General features: G+C 59.8%; 14 protein-coding genes. 2 read left to right on the forward strand and 12 right to left on the reverse strand.

Features of this window, described 5'->3' with window-relative positions; all coding sequences use genetic code 11:
• The first annotated feature begins 89 nt into the window (after positions 1–89).
• Both BLP23_RS00305 and BLP23_RS00310 read left to right on the forward strand, forming a co-directional pair.
• Complete coding sequence (locus BLP23_RS00305) at positions 90–668, forward strand: hypothetical protein (RefSeq protein WP_092583065.1); 579 nt, start codon at positions 90–92, stop codon at positions 666–668.
• Positions 669–739: 71 nt separating this feature from the next.
• Complete coding sequence (locus tag BLP23_RS00310; protein ID WP_092583066.1) at positions 740–1,204, forward strand: DUF5680 domain-containing protein; 465 nt, start codon at positions 740–742, stop codon at positions 1,202–1,204.
• On the opposite strand, the gene BLP23_RS00315 is transcribed toward BLP23_RS00310, so the two are convergent.
• The 12 genes from BLP23_RS00315 to BLP23_RS00370 all read right to left on the reverse strand — a co-directional run bounded on the left by BLP23_RS00315 (position 1,205) and on the right by BLP23_RS00370 (position 14,318).
• Positions 1,205–1,888 carry an ABC transporter ATP-binding protein gene (locus BLP23_RS00315; protein ID WP_092584198.1) on the reverse strand — a complete coding sequence of 228 codons (684 nt, stop codon included), beginning with the start codon at positions 1,886–1,888 and terminating at the stop codon, positions 1,205–1,207. It lies immediately after the preceding gene.
• Between the two features lie 15 nt (positions 1,889–1,903).
• Positions 1,904–3,211, reverse strand: coding sequence for a lipoprotein-releasing ABC transporter permease subunit (locus BLP23_RS00320; protein ID WP_092583067.1), 1,308 nt, complete (start codon positions 3,209–3,211; stop codon positions 1,904–1,906).
• A 17-nt stretch (positions 3,212–3,228) separates the two neighbouring features.
• Positions 3,229–4,551, reverse strand: coding sequence for a proline--tRNA ligase (gene proS, locus BLP23_RS00325; RefSeq protein WP_092583068.1), 1,323 nt, complete (start codon positions 4,549–4,551; stop codon positions 3,229–3,231).
• A 593-nt stretch (positions 4,552–5,144) separates the two neighbouring features.
• Positions 5,145–5,420, reverse strand: a complete 276-nt coding sequence (locus BLP23_RS00330; protein ID WP_092584199.1) for a DUF1467 family protein — start codon at positions 5,418–5,420, stop codon at positions 5,145–5,147.
• A 116-nt stretch (positions 5,421–5,536) separates the two neighbouring features.
• The gene (gene mce / locus BLP23_RS00335) at positions 5,537–5,941 is read right to left on the reverse strand and encodes a methylmalonyl-CoA epimerase (protein ID WP_092583069.1); all 405 of its coding nucleotides are present in this window, start codon (positions 5,939–5,941) and stop codon (positions 5,537–5,539) included.
• A 3-nt stretch (positions 5,942–5,944) separates the two neighbouring features.
• Complete coding sequence (locus BLP23_RS00340) at positions 5,945–7,615, reverse strand: ribonuclease J (RefSeq protein WP_092583070.1); 1,671 nt, start codon at positions 7,613–7,615, stop codon at positions 5,945–5,947.
• Between the two features lie 8 nt (positions 7,616–7,623).
• Positions 7,624–8,388, reverse strand: coding sequence for a biotin--[acetyl-CoA-carboxylase] ligase (locus BLP23_RS00345; protein WP_092583071.1), 765 nt, complete (start codon positions 8,386–8,388; stop codon positions 7,624–7,626).
• Positions 8,388–9,833, reverse strand: a complete 1,446-nt coding sequence (nuoN, locus tag BLP23_RS00350; RefSeq protein WP_092583072.1) for an NADH-quinone oxidoreductase subunit NuoN — start codon at positions 9,831–9,833, stop codon at positions 8,388–8,390. The genes BLP23_RS00345 and nuoN overlap by 1 nt, the downstream gene beginning before the upstream one ends.
• Positions 9,834–9,851: 18 nt before the next feature.
• Complete coding sequence (locus BLP23_RS00355) at positions 9,852–11,363, reverse strand: NADH-quinone oxidoreductase subunit M (protein ID WP_022714830.1); 1,512 nt, start codon at positions 11,361–11,363, stop codon at positions 9,852–9,854.
• Positions 11,363–13,363, reverse strand: a complete 2,001-nt coding sequence (nuoL, locus tag BLP23_RS00360; RefSeq protein WP_092583073.1) for an NADH-quinone oxidoreductase subunit L — start codon at positions 13,361–13,363, stop codon at positions 11,363–11,365. Before nuoL ends, BLP23_RS00355 begins: the two co-directional genes overlap by 1 nt.
• A 7-nt stretch (positions 13,364–13,370) precedes the next feature.
• Positions 13,371–13,679 (reverse strand): NADH-quinone oxidoreductase subunit NuoK, encoded by a 309-nt coding sequence (gene nuoK / locus BLP23_RS00365; protein WP_022714828.1) that lies wholly within the window; start codon positions 13,677–13,679, stop codon positions 13,371–13,373.
• Positions 13,680–13,703: 24 nt separating this feature from the next.
• The gene (locus BLP23_RS00370) at positions 13,704–14,318 is read right to left on the reverse strand and encodes an NADH-quinone oxidoreductase subunit J (protein ID WP_022714827.1); all 615 of its coding nucleotides are present in this window, start codon (positions 14,316–14,318) and stop codon (positions 13,704–13,706) included.
• Positions 14,319–14,391 lie beyond the last annotated feature (73 nt).

Below are 14,391 nucleotides of genomic sequence, written 5' to 3' on the forward strand. Positions count from 1 at the left end.
TCGTTATGTTTCCAATTTGTTCCGCTATTGTTCTGTTGTCAACAGGAATCATTTGCGCATAGTTAACGGCGGAACCGGAGGAGGATTATATGAGGGCTGTCATCGCATTGATCGCCATTCTCGTCGCAACGGCGACGTCGGCTGCGGACATTGACCCTGGCGCCATCGTCGATGGCGCGACGGGAGATTGGAACGGCGACGGAAAGCTGGATCTGGCCATCCTCGTCGCGCCGGCCGACGCTGAGAGAAACGAGCAGATCGGCATCTATATCTATCTGCGTGACACCGACCACGAACTGCTCAGGCTTTCGGCGAGCGCGCCCAGCAAGATCTGGGGCAGCACGGATGCGGACGGCGCCTTCGGCCAAGAGCCCACCATCAAGGCTGCCGGCAAATCCTCCATTGCCGTCCATGCCCAAAACAGCGCGATCGGCCGCGAGCGCTGGGACCTGACGCTGACGCTTGCCTACCGCAACAAGCAATTCGTTGTCGCGGGCTACACCTACAATCACTACGACACGCTCGATCCCAATGCCGGCGGTTCATGTGACTACAATGCGATGACCGGCAAGTTGCAGAAGAACGGAAAGGACGTGAAAGCCGCGCCTCGCGTGATCACCATCGAGCAGTGGAGCGACGAAACCGGTCGATCGATCTGCGGCCAATAGTCGCCAGTTCTCATTTTGTTCTTTACACGCAAGCGTTTTTGGGCGAGCTTCGGCGCGGGAGACCGAGAGCCATGAATCTTGCTGCATTGAACGGCTTCATCGTCGAAGCGAAGGCAAATACCTATGTCGGCGGCGGTAAGAAGCTAGACGCCTGCCGCAGCGGGTCTCACGACATCGGCTACGAGCGTGGAAAATGGCGCTATCTTGACAGCTATTTCGGCGGAACGGATTTCGCCGGACAGGAAGTCGTGTGGCTGGGCGGCGAGCCCGTCTGGGTGATGAACTATTTCGGCCGCATTGTCGAGCCGACGCTGATCGATGGGGAGAAGGCAGGCGCCGTCATCAAGGCCGCGCTTTCGACGATGTATGCCGAATACAGTCGCTTCCTGGGCGGCATGGAATTCGAGCATGCATTCGGCTTTTATGCCGACCACAGCACCGGCGATTGCGATCACTTCAGCGGACGGGAAATGATCATCGTTGCGGAACGGAGAGCCTACGAGCTGGACTACCGAGGCGGCCTCATCCGCCCCTAATCAGAATTCGACAACCTTACCGTCGCTGATGGTCACGCGACGGTCCATGCGGCCGGCGAGTTCGTGGTTATGAGTGGCGATCAGCGCTGCAAGACCGGACTGGCGCACGAGCGCCTCCAGCGCATCGAACACGTAGCTCGCGGTCTCGGGATCGAGGTTCCCGGTCGGCTCGTCGGCGAGAAGCACGGTCGGCGCATTGGCAACCGCGCGCGCAATCGCGACCCGCTGCTGCTCGCCGCCCGAAAGCTCGCCGGGACGATGGCTGGCGCGGTGCCCGATGCGCATGTAGTCGAGCAGCTGCTTTGCGCGTTCGCCGGCCTCCTTTCGCGGCAGGCCGGCAATCATCTGCGGCATCATGATGTTTTCGAGGGCCGAAAACTCCGGGAGGAGATGGTGGAACTGGTAAACGAAGCCAATCTCGCTGCGACGGATCGCCGTGCGCTTGTCGTCGGTCAGCCCTTCGCAGACTTGACCGTTGACGATGACTTCGCCGTTGTCCGGATGCTCCAGCAGGCCCGCGACATGCAGCAGCGTCGATTTGCCGGTACCCGAAGGAGCGACCAGCGCGACGATCTCGCCGCTGTGGAGGGTAAAATCTGCGCCCTTGAGAATGGTGAGCACGGTATCGCCCTGGCCATAGTGACGCTCGACGCCGGAAAGCTTGAGAACGACGTTCCGTTTCATTGAAATCAGCATTCCTTATTCGTAGCGGAGCGCCTGCACCGGATCGAGCCGCGAGGCACGCCAGGCTGGGAAAATGGTCGCGAGAAAGGAGAGCGCCAGCGCCATAACGACGACAGACACCGTCTCGCCGAGACTCATCTCGGCCGGCAGCTGGCTCAGGAAATAGAGTTGCGGATTGAAGAGCACGGTGCCCGTGACCCAGGAGAAGAACTGGCGGATCGATTCGATGTTGATGCAGACGACGACGCCGAGCAACACGCCGGCAATAGTGCCGACGATGCCGATCGCAGCACCGGTCATGAAGAAGATGCGCATGATGGCGCCGGACGTCGCGCCCATGGTGCGCAGGATCGCGATATCGCTGCCCTTGTCTTTCACCAGCATGATCAGGCCGGAGATGATGTTCAGCGCCGCGACCAGAACGATCAGCGTCAGGATCATGAACATCACATTGCGCTCGACCTGCAGGGCGGAGAAGAAGGTCTGGTTGCGCTGGCGCCAATCGGTGATGGCGATCTGACGGCCTGCCGCTTCCTCCACCTTGGGGCGGAGATTGTCGATATCGTCGGGATTGTTGGCGAAGAGCTCGATCGACTGAACGAGTCCCTCGGCATTGAAATAGAGCTGCGCCTCTTCAAGCGGCATATAGATGATCGCCGCGTCATATTCCGACATGCCGATCTCGAAGATGCCGGAGACCGTGTAGGATTTGACCCGCGGATTGATGCCCATCGGCGTCACGTCGCCTTCTGGTGAAATCAGCGTAATGGTGTCGCCTGCCTGCAGACCGAGCTGCTCTGCCATGCGCGAACCGACAAGAACGCCCTGCCCCGAAGCGAATCCGACGAGGTCTCCCGACTTGATATTGTCGGAAACCGTCTTGAGCTTGGTCAGGTCATCGGCGCGGATGCCGCGCACCAGGGCGCCGGTTCCCGCACCCGCCTGGCCCGACGCCAGCGTCTGGCCCTCGACCAACGGCAGCGCCATCCTGATGCCGGGCACCGCCGCGAACTTGTCGGTCAATGCCGCATAGTCGGTAAAAGGACCGTCCACCGGCTGCACGATCATATGGCCGTTGATGCCGAGAATGCGCGAGATCAGCTCGGTGCGGAAACCGTTCATGACCGCCATGACGATGATCAGCGTCGCGACGCCCAGCATGATGCCAACGAAGGAAAAGCCGGCGATGACCGAGATGAAGGCTTCCTTGCGGCGGGCGCGCAGATAACGCCACGCCACAAGGCGTTCGAAGGCGGAAAATGGCCTGCCCGCCGGACCGAAGCCGGATTTTGAACCCCGCTGGTCCACCGCCGCGTCTGCCATTTCGCCTCCGTTCGGCCTTACGCCAAGAGCTTGTTGATCGCCGCGTCGATCGTCATCGTTTCGCGGGCACCGGTCTTGCGGTCCTTGAGTTCCACTTCGCCGTTCGCGACCGCGCGCGGGCCGGCGATGATCTGTACCGGTATGCCGATCAGGTCGGCGGTGGCGAATTTCGTTCCGGCGCGATCATCGGTATCATCATAGAGAACCTCCTTGTCTGCCTTCGAAAGCGCCGCGTAGATCTTCTCGCAAGCTGCATCGCAAGCGACATCGCCCGCCTTCATGTTGATCACGATCGCATCGAACGGCGCAACAGAAGCCGGCCAGATGATTCCGTTGTCGTCATGCGATGCTTCGATGATGGCGGGAACAAGGCGTGTCGGCCCGATGCCGTAGGAACCCATGTGAACTGTGTGTTCCTTGCCATCTGGCCCCTGCACCTTGGCGCCCATCGGCTCGGAATATTTCGTGCCGAAATAAAAGATGTGGCCGACTTCGATACCGCGCGCCGAAAGACGCTCGGTATCGGGGATGGCGCTGAATGCTGCTTCGTCGTGCATCTCCGAGGTGGCTGCATAGACAGAGGTCCACTTGTCGAAAATCGCATTCAGGCCGGCCGCATCGTCGAAATCGGTATCGGCCGGCGGGATGTCGAAATTGACGAAATCCTTGTGGCTGTAAACTTCGGATTCGCCGGTCTCCGCGAGAATGATGAATTCATGGCTGAGATCGCCCCCGATGGGACCGGTGTCGGCGCGCATCGGAATGGCGCGCAGCCCCAAACGGTCGAAGGTGCGCAGGTATGCCGTGAACATCTTCTTGTAAGAGTGCTCGGCGCCTTCACGCGTCAGATCGAAGGAATAGGCATCCTTCATCATGAACTCGCGCGAGCGCATGGTGCCGAAACGCGGACGGATCTCGTCGCGGAACTTCAGCTGGATGTGATAGAGGTTCAGCGGCAGGTTCTTGTACGACTTGACGTAGGAACGGAAGATATCCGTCACCATCTCCTCATTCGTCGGTCCATAGAGCATCGGCCGGTCCTGGCGGTCCTTGATACGCAGCATCTCCTTGCCATAAGCGTCGTAGCGCCCGCTCTCCTGCCACAGCTCGGCGGACTGCAGCGTCGGCATGGAAAGCTCGATCGCGCCGCTACGATTCTGCTCTTCGCGAATAATGGAGTTCACCTTGTCGAGAACGCGCTTGCCGAGCGGCAGCCAGGAATAAATGCCCTGCGACTGCTGGCGGATCATGCCGGCGCGCAGCATCAGCCGGTGAGAGACGATTTCCGCCTCCTTGGGGTTTTCCTTGAGGATGGGCATGAAATAGCGGGACAGACGCATGACGGATTCCAGAGCAGTTGGGATTCCGCTCTCATGCGGAATCGACGGCAATCGTTGATATCGGGAGCGTTCATAACCGCTTCGCGGCCGGAAAGAAACCCGCGTGACGCGCGAGCAGCCTATCGTAGACGCAAGTTTGCGGCTGAAAAAAGCCTATGCGAAAAAAAGCGGGCGTTTCTAACGGTTTGCATCAAAATCTTGTCAACAGGTATTTTTTTCTCAAGTGTAGCAAAAATGCAAAAAAAGCTGATGACAAAGCTTAATCTTTGAGCTAGCTTTAGCTCACAAAACAGGCAGGGAGATTAAATTCCTGTCGAATTCGCGGTCAAGTCTTGGGAGGATCAGATCTTAGGCGCGCTCGTCGCAGCCCCGGCAACGGTTACAGATCACGCGATAATTAAAACAAGGCTTTCAGCCTTGTTTTTTTTTGGTTTTTCCAGCCTAACTCGACGCGGAAAAGGCCGACGTCTTGCCTAACGGCAAGACGTCATGCCGTAGCGTGAGTTCTCTGCGTCATTTCTATGACGCCCGTATGTCAGCTCCGGCTTTCGGGCAAGATTGCATATGCTCAAAGATTGAGCAAAAGCTCCATTTCACCGAAAGTTCGGGCCGATCTGCGGGAGGGCGTCGAAACCCCAGCCGAAATAGGTCGAGGAGACATACCAGGCGCCATAGACGACCGCCGAAACGATGGTCGTCAGTGAGAATGTGAAGAGCGCCCGAAAACGCGTCGGCGCGCTCGGAACGGTGCCGAGAACCACATCATTGTCCTCCGCCTGCGTGCGGAGCCCGATCGGCAGCACGGCAAAAAGCGTGATCCACCAGACGACGAAGTAGACGGCAAAGCCCTGTAGAAAAACCTGCAGCATGTCTGTGTCCCAAGACGCCGTTGCAAACATTGACGCGCTTATAGAGCGGAATGGTGGATAGCTCAAATCCCAATCCGGACCCTTTCCGCAGTCAGGTCACTCTGCCGCAGCCTACCTCAGACCTGCTCCAGCTCGATCAAGGTGCCAAAGAAGTCCTTCGGATGCAGGAAGAGCACCGGCTTTCCATGGGCCCCGGTTTTCGGCTCGCCGCTGCCAAGCACCCTCGCGCCCGATTTCGCGAGTTGATCGCGCGCCGCAACGATGTCCAAAACCTCGTAGCAGATGTGATGCATGCCGCCGGAAGGGTTCTTTTCGAGGAAGGCAGTGATCGGCGAATTTTCGCCGAGCGGCTCCAACAGTTCGATCTTGGTGTTCGCCAACTCGACAAAGACGACGGTGACGCCATGTTCAGGTAAAGGTTGCGGCTGCGACACCCTGGCACCCAGCGTATCGCGGTAGCCCGCCGTTGCTGCGGCAAGGTCGGGGACGGCTATGGCGATGTGGTTGACGCGGCCGAGCATCGATCAGACCCTTGTGATGAACGCCGTGACTATCGGCTTCTTGCCCCAGGTCTGGTTTGCTGCAGCGCGGACCGCGCGGCGCACCGCTTCCTGCATCATGTCAAGGTCCTTGCGGCGGGCGCGAGGGATGCTCTCGATAGCGCCAACGACGGCGTCGAAGAGCGTGTCCTCCATCTCGTCGCCCTCGTCGTCATAGACCGGTAGGCCGATCGCCACGAGATCGGGATCGCCGACGATGTCGTAACGGCTGTCGATCACGAGGCTGACCGCGACATGGCCGACATAGGAGAGCTTCTTGCGCTCGCCGATACCCATCTCGTCGAAATCGCCGATGAGCATGCCGTCCTTGTAGATACGTCCGTGCGGCGCCTCGTCGATGACCTCGACCGGACCGGGCGCAAGGCGCAGTATATCGCCGTTGCGCACGCGCGGCACGATGCCGATACCGGATTGCTCCGCCAGTTCCTTGTGAGCTGTCAGATGCGTCGCCTCGCCGTGCACGGGCACGACGATCTTCGGGCGTGTCAGCTCGTACATCTTCTGCAGCTCGTTGCGGCGCGGATGGCCGGAGACGTGAACCAGCGCTTCGTTGTCGGTGATGACGTGCACGCCCTGCTCGGTGAGGCCGTTCTTGATATCCTGGATCGCCTTCTCGTTGCCGGGGATGGCGCGGGAGGAGAAGACGACGATATCGCCGGCGGCGAGTGCGACGTTGCGCATCTCGTCTCGCGACAGCTTGGCAAGCGCCGCGCGCGGCTCGCCCTGGCTGCCGGTCAGGATGACCACGACCTTGTCGCGCGGGATATAGCCGTATTCGTCCTCTGAGATGAAGGGTTTGACGCCTTCCATCAGCCCGATCTCGCGGGAGACATCGACGACGCGCTTCAGCGAGCTTCCGAGCAGCAATACTTCGCGGCCTGCGGCTTCAGCGGCCTCGGCAATGGTGCGGATACGGCCGACATTCGAGGAGAAACTGGTGACCGCCACGCGGCCCTCGGCATTCTCGATGATCCTGCTCAAGCTTTCCGAAACATCCTTTTCGGACGGCGAAACGCCGTCGCGAAGCGCATTGGTGGAGTCACACATCAACGCCAACACGCCCTCGTCGCCGAGCTGGCGGAAGCGAGTCTCGTCGGTGAGCGGTCCGAGCGACGGCTCATGGTCGATCTTCCAGTCGCCGGTATGGATCACATTGCCGAGCGGCGTGCGGATCATCAGCGACATCGGCTCGGGGATCGAGTGATTGACAGCCACGCCTTCAATGCTGAAGGGACCGGCATTGATCGTATCGCCTGCCTTGAAGATCGTCACCGGCACTTCGCCGATCGCATCCTTGTCGAAATTGCGCTTGGCTTCCAGCAGGCCAGCGGTGAAGGGCGAGCCGTAAACGGGAACATTCAGGCCCGGCCAGAGATCGGCCAGTGCACCGTAGTGATCCTCATGCGCATGCGTGATGATGATCGCCTTGAGGTTCTTGCGCTCGGCAGCGAGAAAGCGGATGTCGGGCAGCACCAGATCGACGCCCGGAAGATCCGGACCCGGGAAGGTGACTCCGCAATCGACCATGATCCACTGGCGGTGATCTGCCGGGCCGTAGCCGTATAGCGCGAGATTCATGCCGATCTCGCCGACACCGCCCAAAGGCAGAAATACCAGTTCGTCCTGCTTAGCCATCAGCTCCACTATCCAAAAAATACATCCCCGGCGGCAATCTGCATCATCTTGCCCGTACCGGTTTCGAGCATCAACAAGCCATTATCATCAATCCCGGCGAATTGTCCGGAAATCGAGCGGTCCGGCAGATTGACCGTGATCTTCTCGCCGATGCCGCAAGCGACATCCCGCCAACGGGCGGTGATCTCGCGAACGCCTCGTCCTTTGTTCCAAATATCGAGCACCTCTGCCATTGAAGCGAAGAGATGGGCGAAGAGTTCTTCGGGAGCAGCGGTACTTCCCTCTTGACGCAGACAGGTCACCGGATAGAGCGGATTGTCGGGCATGAGGGAGACGTTGATGCCGATCCCGATCACCAGCGCGTAGCGCTCATCTGCAAGCTTTTCACCTTCGACGAGGATTCCGCAGGTCTTCTTGCGGCCGATCAGGATGTCGTTCGGCCACTTCACCTCGAGCGGTGCTGCGCCAGGCGGCAAAACCATGCGGATTGCCTGATGCACGGCAATGGCGATTGCCAGCGGAAGCGACGAAAGGCGCTCCATCGGCGCCGGATCGATCAAGAGAAGGGAAGCGTAGAGATTGCCGCGTTCCGAAGCCCATGCGCGGCCGCGGCGGCCGCGGCCACTGGTCTGCTTCTCCGCAGTCACCCACAGGAAACCACCGTCCCCTGCCCTGGCGCGGGCAAGGCATTCGCTGTTGGTGGAGGATGTTTCCGACAGCGCCTCGTGCCGGAAATCGCCGAGCGATATCCGGCGCCGCACGGGAAACATCATCAAAAGAGCGTCGCAGCCGCGAGTTCGGCCGCACCGCCGATCGGGCCACCGATGACCACATAGGCAAGAACGAACAGGCCGGAAAGGCCGAAGACGAGGCGAAGCGGGCCGGAAACGCGAGCAAACTCATCCGTCGCTTCATCGAACCACATCAGCTTGATGACACGCAGATAATAGTAAGCGCCGACGACCGACGCGAGAACGCCGATGATGGCGAGCGCGTAGAGCTTGGCTTCGATGGCAGCGACAAAGACGAAATACTTCGCGAAGAAGCCTGCAAGCGGTGGAATGCCGGCGAGCGAGAACATCAGGATCGTAAGCACCGTCGCCATGAAGGGGTTCGTGCTGGAAAGGCCCGCGAGATCGTCGACAGCTTCGACGACCGTGCCGTCCTTGCGGCGCATCGACATGATGATCGCAAACGAGCCGAGCGTCATGACCATATAGATGACCATGTAGAGCATCACGCCCGTCACGCCTGTCTGGTTGCCGGCGGCAAGCCCGACGAGCGCATAGCCCATGTGACCGATTGAGGAGTAGGCCATCAGACGCTTGATGTTCCGCTGGCCGATGGCGGCAAAGGCACCGAGCAGCATCGAGGCGATCGAGATGAAGACGACGACCTGCTGCCAGTCGGCAATGACTGGCTGGAAGGCGGTGATGACGATGCGCGTCATCATGGCCATTGCCGCGACCTTCGGCGCGCTTGCCAGGAAGGCGGTGACCGGGGTGGGCGCACCCTCGTAAACGTCCGGCGTCCACATGTGGAAGGGGACCGCCGAGATCTTGAAGGCGATGCCTGCCAGGATGAAGACCAGACCGAAGACCAGGCCTAGCGAGCGGGCACCTTCGGCGGAAAGCGCCCGGGCGATATCGTCGAAATGCGTATGGCCGGTGAAGCCGTAGACCAACGACATGCCGTAAAGCAGCAAGCCCGAAGAAAGCGCGCCGAGAACGAAATACTTAAGGCCTGCTTCGGTGGACTTCAGGTTCTCCCGGTTGATCGCCGCCACCACATAGATCGCCAGCGATTGCAACTCGAGACCGAGATAGAGCGCGATCAGGTCGTTTGCCGAGATCATCAGCAAGATGCCGAGGGTGCAGAGCACCAGCAGGACCGGGAACTCGAACTTGTCGAGCTGGTTTTCCCTGGCAAGGCCGATCGACATGAACAGCGCTGCGAAGGAGCCGACGAGCGCGGTGATCTTCATGAAGCGGGAGAAACCGTCCGCCTGGTAGACGCCGCCGTAAGCAAGGCCATCGCCCGGCACGAAGATCAGCCACAGCGCAGAGGCCGCAAACAGGATCAGCGCCAGAACGCTCACCATACGGCCCGACCGCTCGCCCGCAAAGACGCCGATCATGAGCAGGACAAGGGCGCCGACCGCGAGGATGATCTCCGGCGCGGAAAGATGCAGGCTTGCGATAATGGTTTCAGCGGTCATGTCCAAAAAGTCCCGTCATCAATTCATCGACAGCGCAACGTCGTGCGCAGCGTTTACGGCGGCCGTATAGTTGTTCACCAGCATATCCACGGAGGCGGCCGTCGCATCGAAGACCGGCGCCGGGTAGACGCCGAAGAAGATCGTCAGTGCCACCAATGGATAGAGGATCAGTTGCTCGCGCGGCGAAAGATCGAGAAGCGCCTTCAGCTTTTCCTTTTCCAGCGCGCCGAAGATCACGCGGCGATAAAGCCACAGAGCGTAAGCTGCCGACAGGATCACGCCGGTTGCGGCGAAGAGCGCCACCCAGGTATTGACGCGGAAGACGCCCATCAGCGTCAGGAATTCCCCGATGAAGCCCGAGGTGCCCGGAAGGCCGACATTCGCCATGGTGAAGACCATGAAGGCGACGGCATATTTCGGCATGTTGTTGACCAGGCCGCCATAGGCTACGATCTCGCGGGTATGGGTGCGGTCATAAACGACGCCGACGCAAAGGAAAAGCGCGCCCGAAACGATGCCGTGCGACAGCATCTGGAAGATCGAGCCCTGCACGCCCTGCATGTTCGCCGCGAAGACGCCCATGGTGACGTAGCCCATGTGGGCAACCGACGAATAGGCGATCAGCTTCTTGATGTCGTCCTGCATCATCGCGACCAGCGAGGTGTAGATGATGGCGATCACCGACAGGGCAAAGACCAGCGGCGCGAAGAAATCGGACGCGACCGGGAACATTCCGAGCGAGAAGCGGATGAGGCCGTAACCGCCAAGCTTCAGCAGCACGCCTGCCAGGATGACAGACCCGGCCGTCGGTGCCTGGACGTGCGCATCCGGCAACCAGGTGTGAACCGGCCACATCGGCATCTTCACAGCAAAGGAGGCGAAGAAGGCAAGCCACAGCCAGGTCTGCATCGCAGGTGGGAACTTGTAGGCGAGCAGCGCGGAAATATCCGTCGTGCCGGCCTGCCAGTACATCGCCATGATGGCGAGCAGCATCAGTACCGAACCGAGCAGCGTGTAGAGGAAGAACTTGTAGCTTGCGTAAACGCGGTCCCTGCCACCCCAGACACCGATGATGAGGAACATCGGAATGAGACCCGCTTCGAAGAAGACGTAGAAGAGCACGATATCGAGCGAAACGAAGACACCGACCATCATCACTTCAAGGATGAGGAAGGCGATCATGTATTCCTTCAGGCGCTTTTCGATGGAGAGCCAGCTCGCCAAAATGCAGAAGGGCATGAGGACCGTCGTCAGGATGACGAACAGCATGGAGATTCCGTCGACGCCGACATGATAGCCGATGCCCGTGCCGAGCCAGCTATGCTTCTCGACCATCTGGAAGCCCGGATTCGCATTGTCGAACCCGATCCAGATGAACAGCGAAACGATGAACGTGACGATGGTCGTGATCAACGAGATGTTGAGCACGTTGCGCCTGCCGCTCGGGCCGTTTTCGCTCATCAGCAGCAGGAGCACCACGCCGACGAGCGGCAGGAAGGTGACCGTTGAAAGAATAGGCCAATCGGTCATCAGAAGGAACTCCCGAGCATCATCCAGGTAACGAGTGCGGCAATGCCGATCAGCATCGCGAAGGCATAGTGATAGAGGTAACCGGTCTGCAGGCGGACGACGCGATTGGTGACGTCGACGACGCGGGCGGCAACGCCGTTCGGGCCGTAAGCGTCGATGACGCCGATATCACCCTTCTTCCACAGGAAGCGGCCGAGCGCCTTAGCGGAACGGACGAAGAGGAAATCGTAGAGCTCGTCGAAGTACCACTTGTTGAGCAGGAACTGGTAAAGCACGCGGTGCTGCTGCGCGAGAACGCGCGGCGTCGAGGGCGACTTGATATACATGTACCAAGCCGTCACGAATCCGAGAAGCATCGCGATGAACGGGCTCAGCGCCACCCAGGCCGGCACGTGGTGGAATTCTTCCAGCAACTCGTTCTCGGCGCCGGTGAAGAGCGCGCCCTTCCAGAACTCGGCATAGTGGTGGCCGTAGAAGTAACCCTCGAACAGGACACCCGCGAGAACCGCGCCGACCGCCAGAAGATAGAGCGGCACGAGCATGACCTGCGGCGATTCGTGGACGTGGTGCATCACCTCGTGCGAGGCACGCGGCGTGCCGAAGAAGGTGAGGAAGGCAAGACGCCAGGAATAGAAGCTCGTGAACAGGGCCGCGATCACCAGAAGCGTGAAGGCGAAGCCTGCAACCGGCGAATGCGAAGCGTAGGTCGCTTCAATAATCACGTCCTTCGAGAAGAAGCCGGCGAAGCCGACCGGCGTGAACGGAATGCCGACGCCGGTCAGCGCCAGCGTGCCGATCGTCATCATCCAGAAGGTGACTGGAATGTGCGTACGAAGACCGCCCATGTAACGCATGTCCTGCTCGCCATCGACGGCATGGATCACCGAGCCGGCGCCGAGGAAGAGCAGCGCCTTGAAGAAGGCGTGTGTGAAGAGGTGGAAGATCGCCGCGCCGTAAGCCCCGACACCAAGCGCCACGAACATGTAGCCGAGCTGCGAGCAGGTCGAATAGGCGATGACGCGCTTGATGTCGTTCTGCACAAGACCGACGGTCGCTGCGAAGAAGGCGGTGATCGCGCCGATCATGGTGACGAAGACCAGTGCATCGGGCGACAATTCGAAGAGCGGCGACATGCGGGCGACGAGGAAGACGCCGGCGGTGACCATGGTCGCGGCATGGATGAGCGCCGAAACCGGAGTCGGGCCCTCCATAGCGTCCGGCAGCCAGGTGTGCAGCAGGAATTGAGCGGACTTGCCCATCGCGCCCATGAAAAGCAACAGGCAGATGCCGGTCAGCGCATGCGCCTTGTCGAGCTGCATGCCGAAGAGGTTAAGTACGACTTCACCTGCGGCTTCGGCTCCTTCATGCGGCGCGAAGCTCGAGGCATTGGCGAAGATCGTGTCGAGGTTGATCGAACCGAATAGTACGAAGATGCCGGCAATACCGAGCACGAAGCCGAAGTCGCCGACGCGGTTGACGACGAAGGCCTTGATAGCGGCAGCGTTTGCCGACGGTTTCTTGTACCAGAAACCGATGAGCAGATACGAAGCCAGACCCACGCCTTCCCAGCCGAAGAACATCTGGGCGAGGTTGTCGGAGGTCACCAGCATCAGCATGGCGAAAGTGAAGAGCGAGAGATAGGCGAAGAAGCGCGGACGATGCGGATCATGGTGCATGTATCCGATCGAGTAGATATGCACCAGCGTCGAGACCGTGTTGACGACGATCAGCATGACGGAGGTGAGCGTGTCGACGCGCAGCGACCAGGAGACGTCGATGCCGCCGGACTGGATCCAGCGCAGGACCTCGACCTTGATCGGCCCGCCTTCGAGATGCCCCATGCCGACGGTGACGAAGACGTACCAGGACAGGATGGCAGCGACGATCATCAGGCCGCAGGTGACGTATTCCGATGCCTTGGCGCCGATCGCACGGCCGAAGAGGCCGGCGATGATCGCGCCGATCAAGGGAAGAAAGACGATAGCCTTATAGAGGAACATGAGCCACTCAGCCCTTCATCATATTAACGTCTTCGACCGCGATCGAGCCGCGGTTGCGGTAGAAGACAACAAGAATTGCAAGACCGATCGCTGCCTCAGCCGCAGCGACCGTCAGAATGAACAATGCAAAGACCTGGCCGACGATGTCGTTCAGGAACGACGAGAAGGCGACCATGTTGATGTTGACCGCAAGCAGGATGAGTTCGATCGACATCAAGATGACGATGACGTTCTTCCGGTTGAGGAAGATGCCAAAAATGCCGATCGTGAAGAGGATGGCGCTAACCGTCAGGTAATGGGAAAGACCGATAACCATGTTCTTTGTTCCTTGTCCCTGCCCTTAGAGGCCCTGCCCCGGCTTGACCGTGACCACCTCAACGGCAGTTGCGGGCGTGCGGGCAACCTGTCTTGGAATATTCTGCCGCTTGATGTTGGTACGGTGCCTCAGCGTCAGCACGATCGCGCCGATCATCGCGACAAGAAGCACCAGGCCGGCGATCTGGAAGAAGTAGACGTAGTTCGTATAGAGCACGTCGCCGAGGGCGGCGGTATTGGTGCGCTCGGTAATGGCCGGGATGGGCATCGCAACGGTCTTTGCGACTTCCGGAGAGATCACGCTGCCGCCGACAACGACGATGAGTTCCGCGGCAAGAACCAGGCCGATCAGGCCGCCGATCGGGGCGTATTCAAGAACGCCCGCGCGCAGCTCCGTGAAGTCGATGTCGAGCATCATGACCACGAAGAGGAAGAGGACCGCGACTGCGCCGACATAGACAACGAGCAGGATCATCGCCAGGAATTCGGCGCCAAGCAGCAGGAAGAGGCCTGCAGCATTGAAGAAGGTCACGATGAGGAACAGAACCGAATGAACCGGATTCTTCGCCGAGATGACCATGAACGCCGACGCTACCGCGACAAAGGCGAAAAGATAGAAAAATAGAGCCTGCAGACCCATGTTGGTGCCTTTTTCATCTTCCCCCGGGCAGCCGGGAGTTTCCCTGCCCGAATGGAGCTTGGCGTGGCGTCAA

It is taken from the genome of Rhizobium mongolense subsp. loessense, from assembly GCF_900099775.1.
Lineage (GTDB): Bacteria > Pseudomonadota > Alphaproteobacteria > Rhizobiales > Rhizobiaceae > Rhizobium > Rhizobium loessense.

Bases quoted from the DNA above. Each gene is read 5' to 3' on its own strand.
- BLP23_RS00305 (WP_092583065.1), top strand. From the start codon at position 90: ATGAGGGCTGTCATCGCATTGATCGCCATTCTCGTCGCAACGGCGACG.
- BLP23_RS00310 (WP_092583066.1), top strand. From the start codon at position 740: ATGAATCTTGCTGCATTGAACGGCTTCATCGTCGAAGCGAAGGCAAAT.
- BLP23_RS00315 (WP_092584198.1), bottom strand. From the start codon at position 1,888: ATGAAACGGAACGTCGTTCTCAAGCTTTCCGGCGTCGAGCGTCACTAT.
- BLP23_RS00320 (WP_092583067.1), bottom strand. From the start codon at position 3,211: ATGGCAGACGCGGCGGTGGACCAGCGGGGTTCAAAATCCGGCTTCGGT.
- proS (WP_092583068.1), bottom strand. From the start codon at position 4,551: ATGCGTCTGTCCCGCTATTTCATGCCCATCCTCAAGGAAAACCCCAAG.
- BLP23_RS00330 (WP_092584199.1), bottom strand. From the start codon at position 5,420: ATGCTGCAGGTTTTTCTACAGGGCTTTGCCGTCTACTTCGTCGTCTGG.
- mce (WP_092583069.1), bottom strand. From the start codon at position 5,941: ATGCTCGGCCGCGTCAACCACATCGCCATAGCCGTCCCCGACCTTGCC.
- BLP23_RS00340 (WP_092583070.1), bottom strand. From the start codon at position 7,615: ATGGCTAAGCAGGACGAACTGGTATTTCTGCCTTTGGGCGGTGTCGGC.
- BLP23_RS00345 (WP_092583071.1), bottom strand. From the start codon at position 8,388: ATGATGTTTCCCGTGCGGCGCCGGATATCGCTCGGCGATTTCCGGCAC.
- nuoN (WP_092583072.1), bottom strand. From the start codon at position 9,833: ATGACCGCTGAAACCATTATCGCAAGCCTGCATCTTTCCGCGCCGGAG.
- BLP23_RS00355 (WP_022714830.1), bottom strand. From the start codon at position 11,363: ATGACCGATTGGCCTATTCTTTCAACGGTCACCTTCCTGCCGCTCGTC.
- nuoL (WP_092583073.1), bottom strand. From the start codon at position 13,363: ATGTTCCTCTATAAGGCTATCGTCTTTCTTCCCTTGATCGGCGCGATC.
- nuoK (WP_022714828.1), bottom strand. From the start codon at position 13,679: ATGGTTATCGGTCTTTCCCATTACCTGACGGTTAGCGCCATCCTCTTC.
- BLP23_RS00370 (WP_022714827.1), bottom strand. From the start codon at position 14,318: ATGGGTCTGCAGGCTCTATTTTTCTATCTTTTCGCCTTTGTCGCGGTA.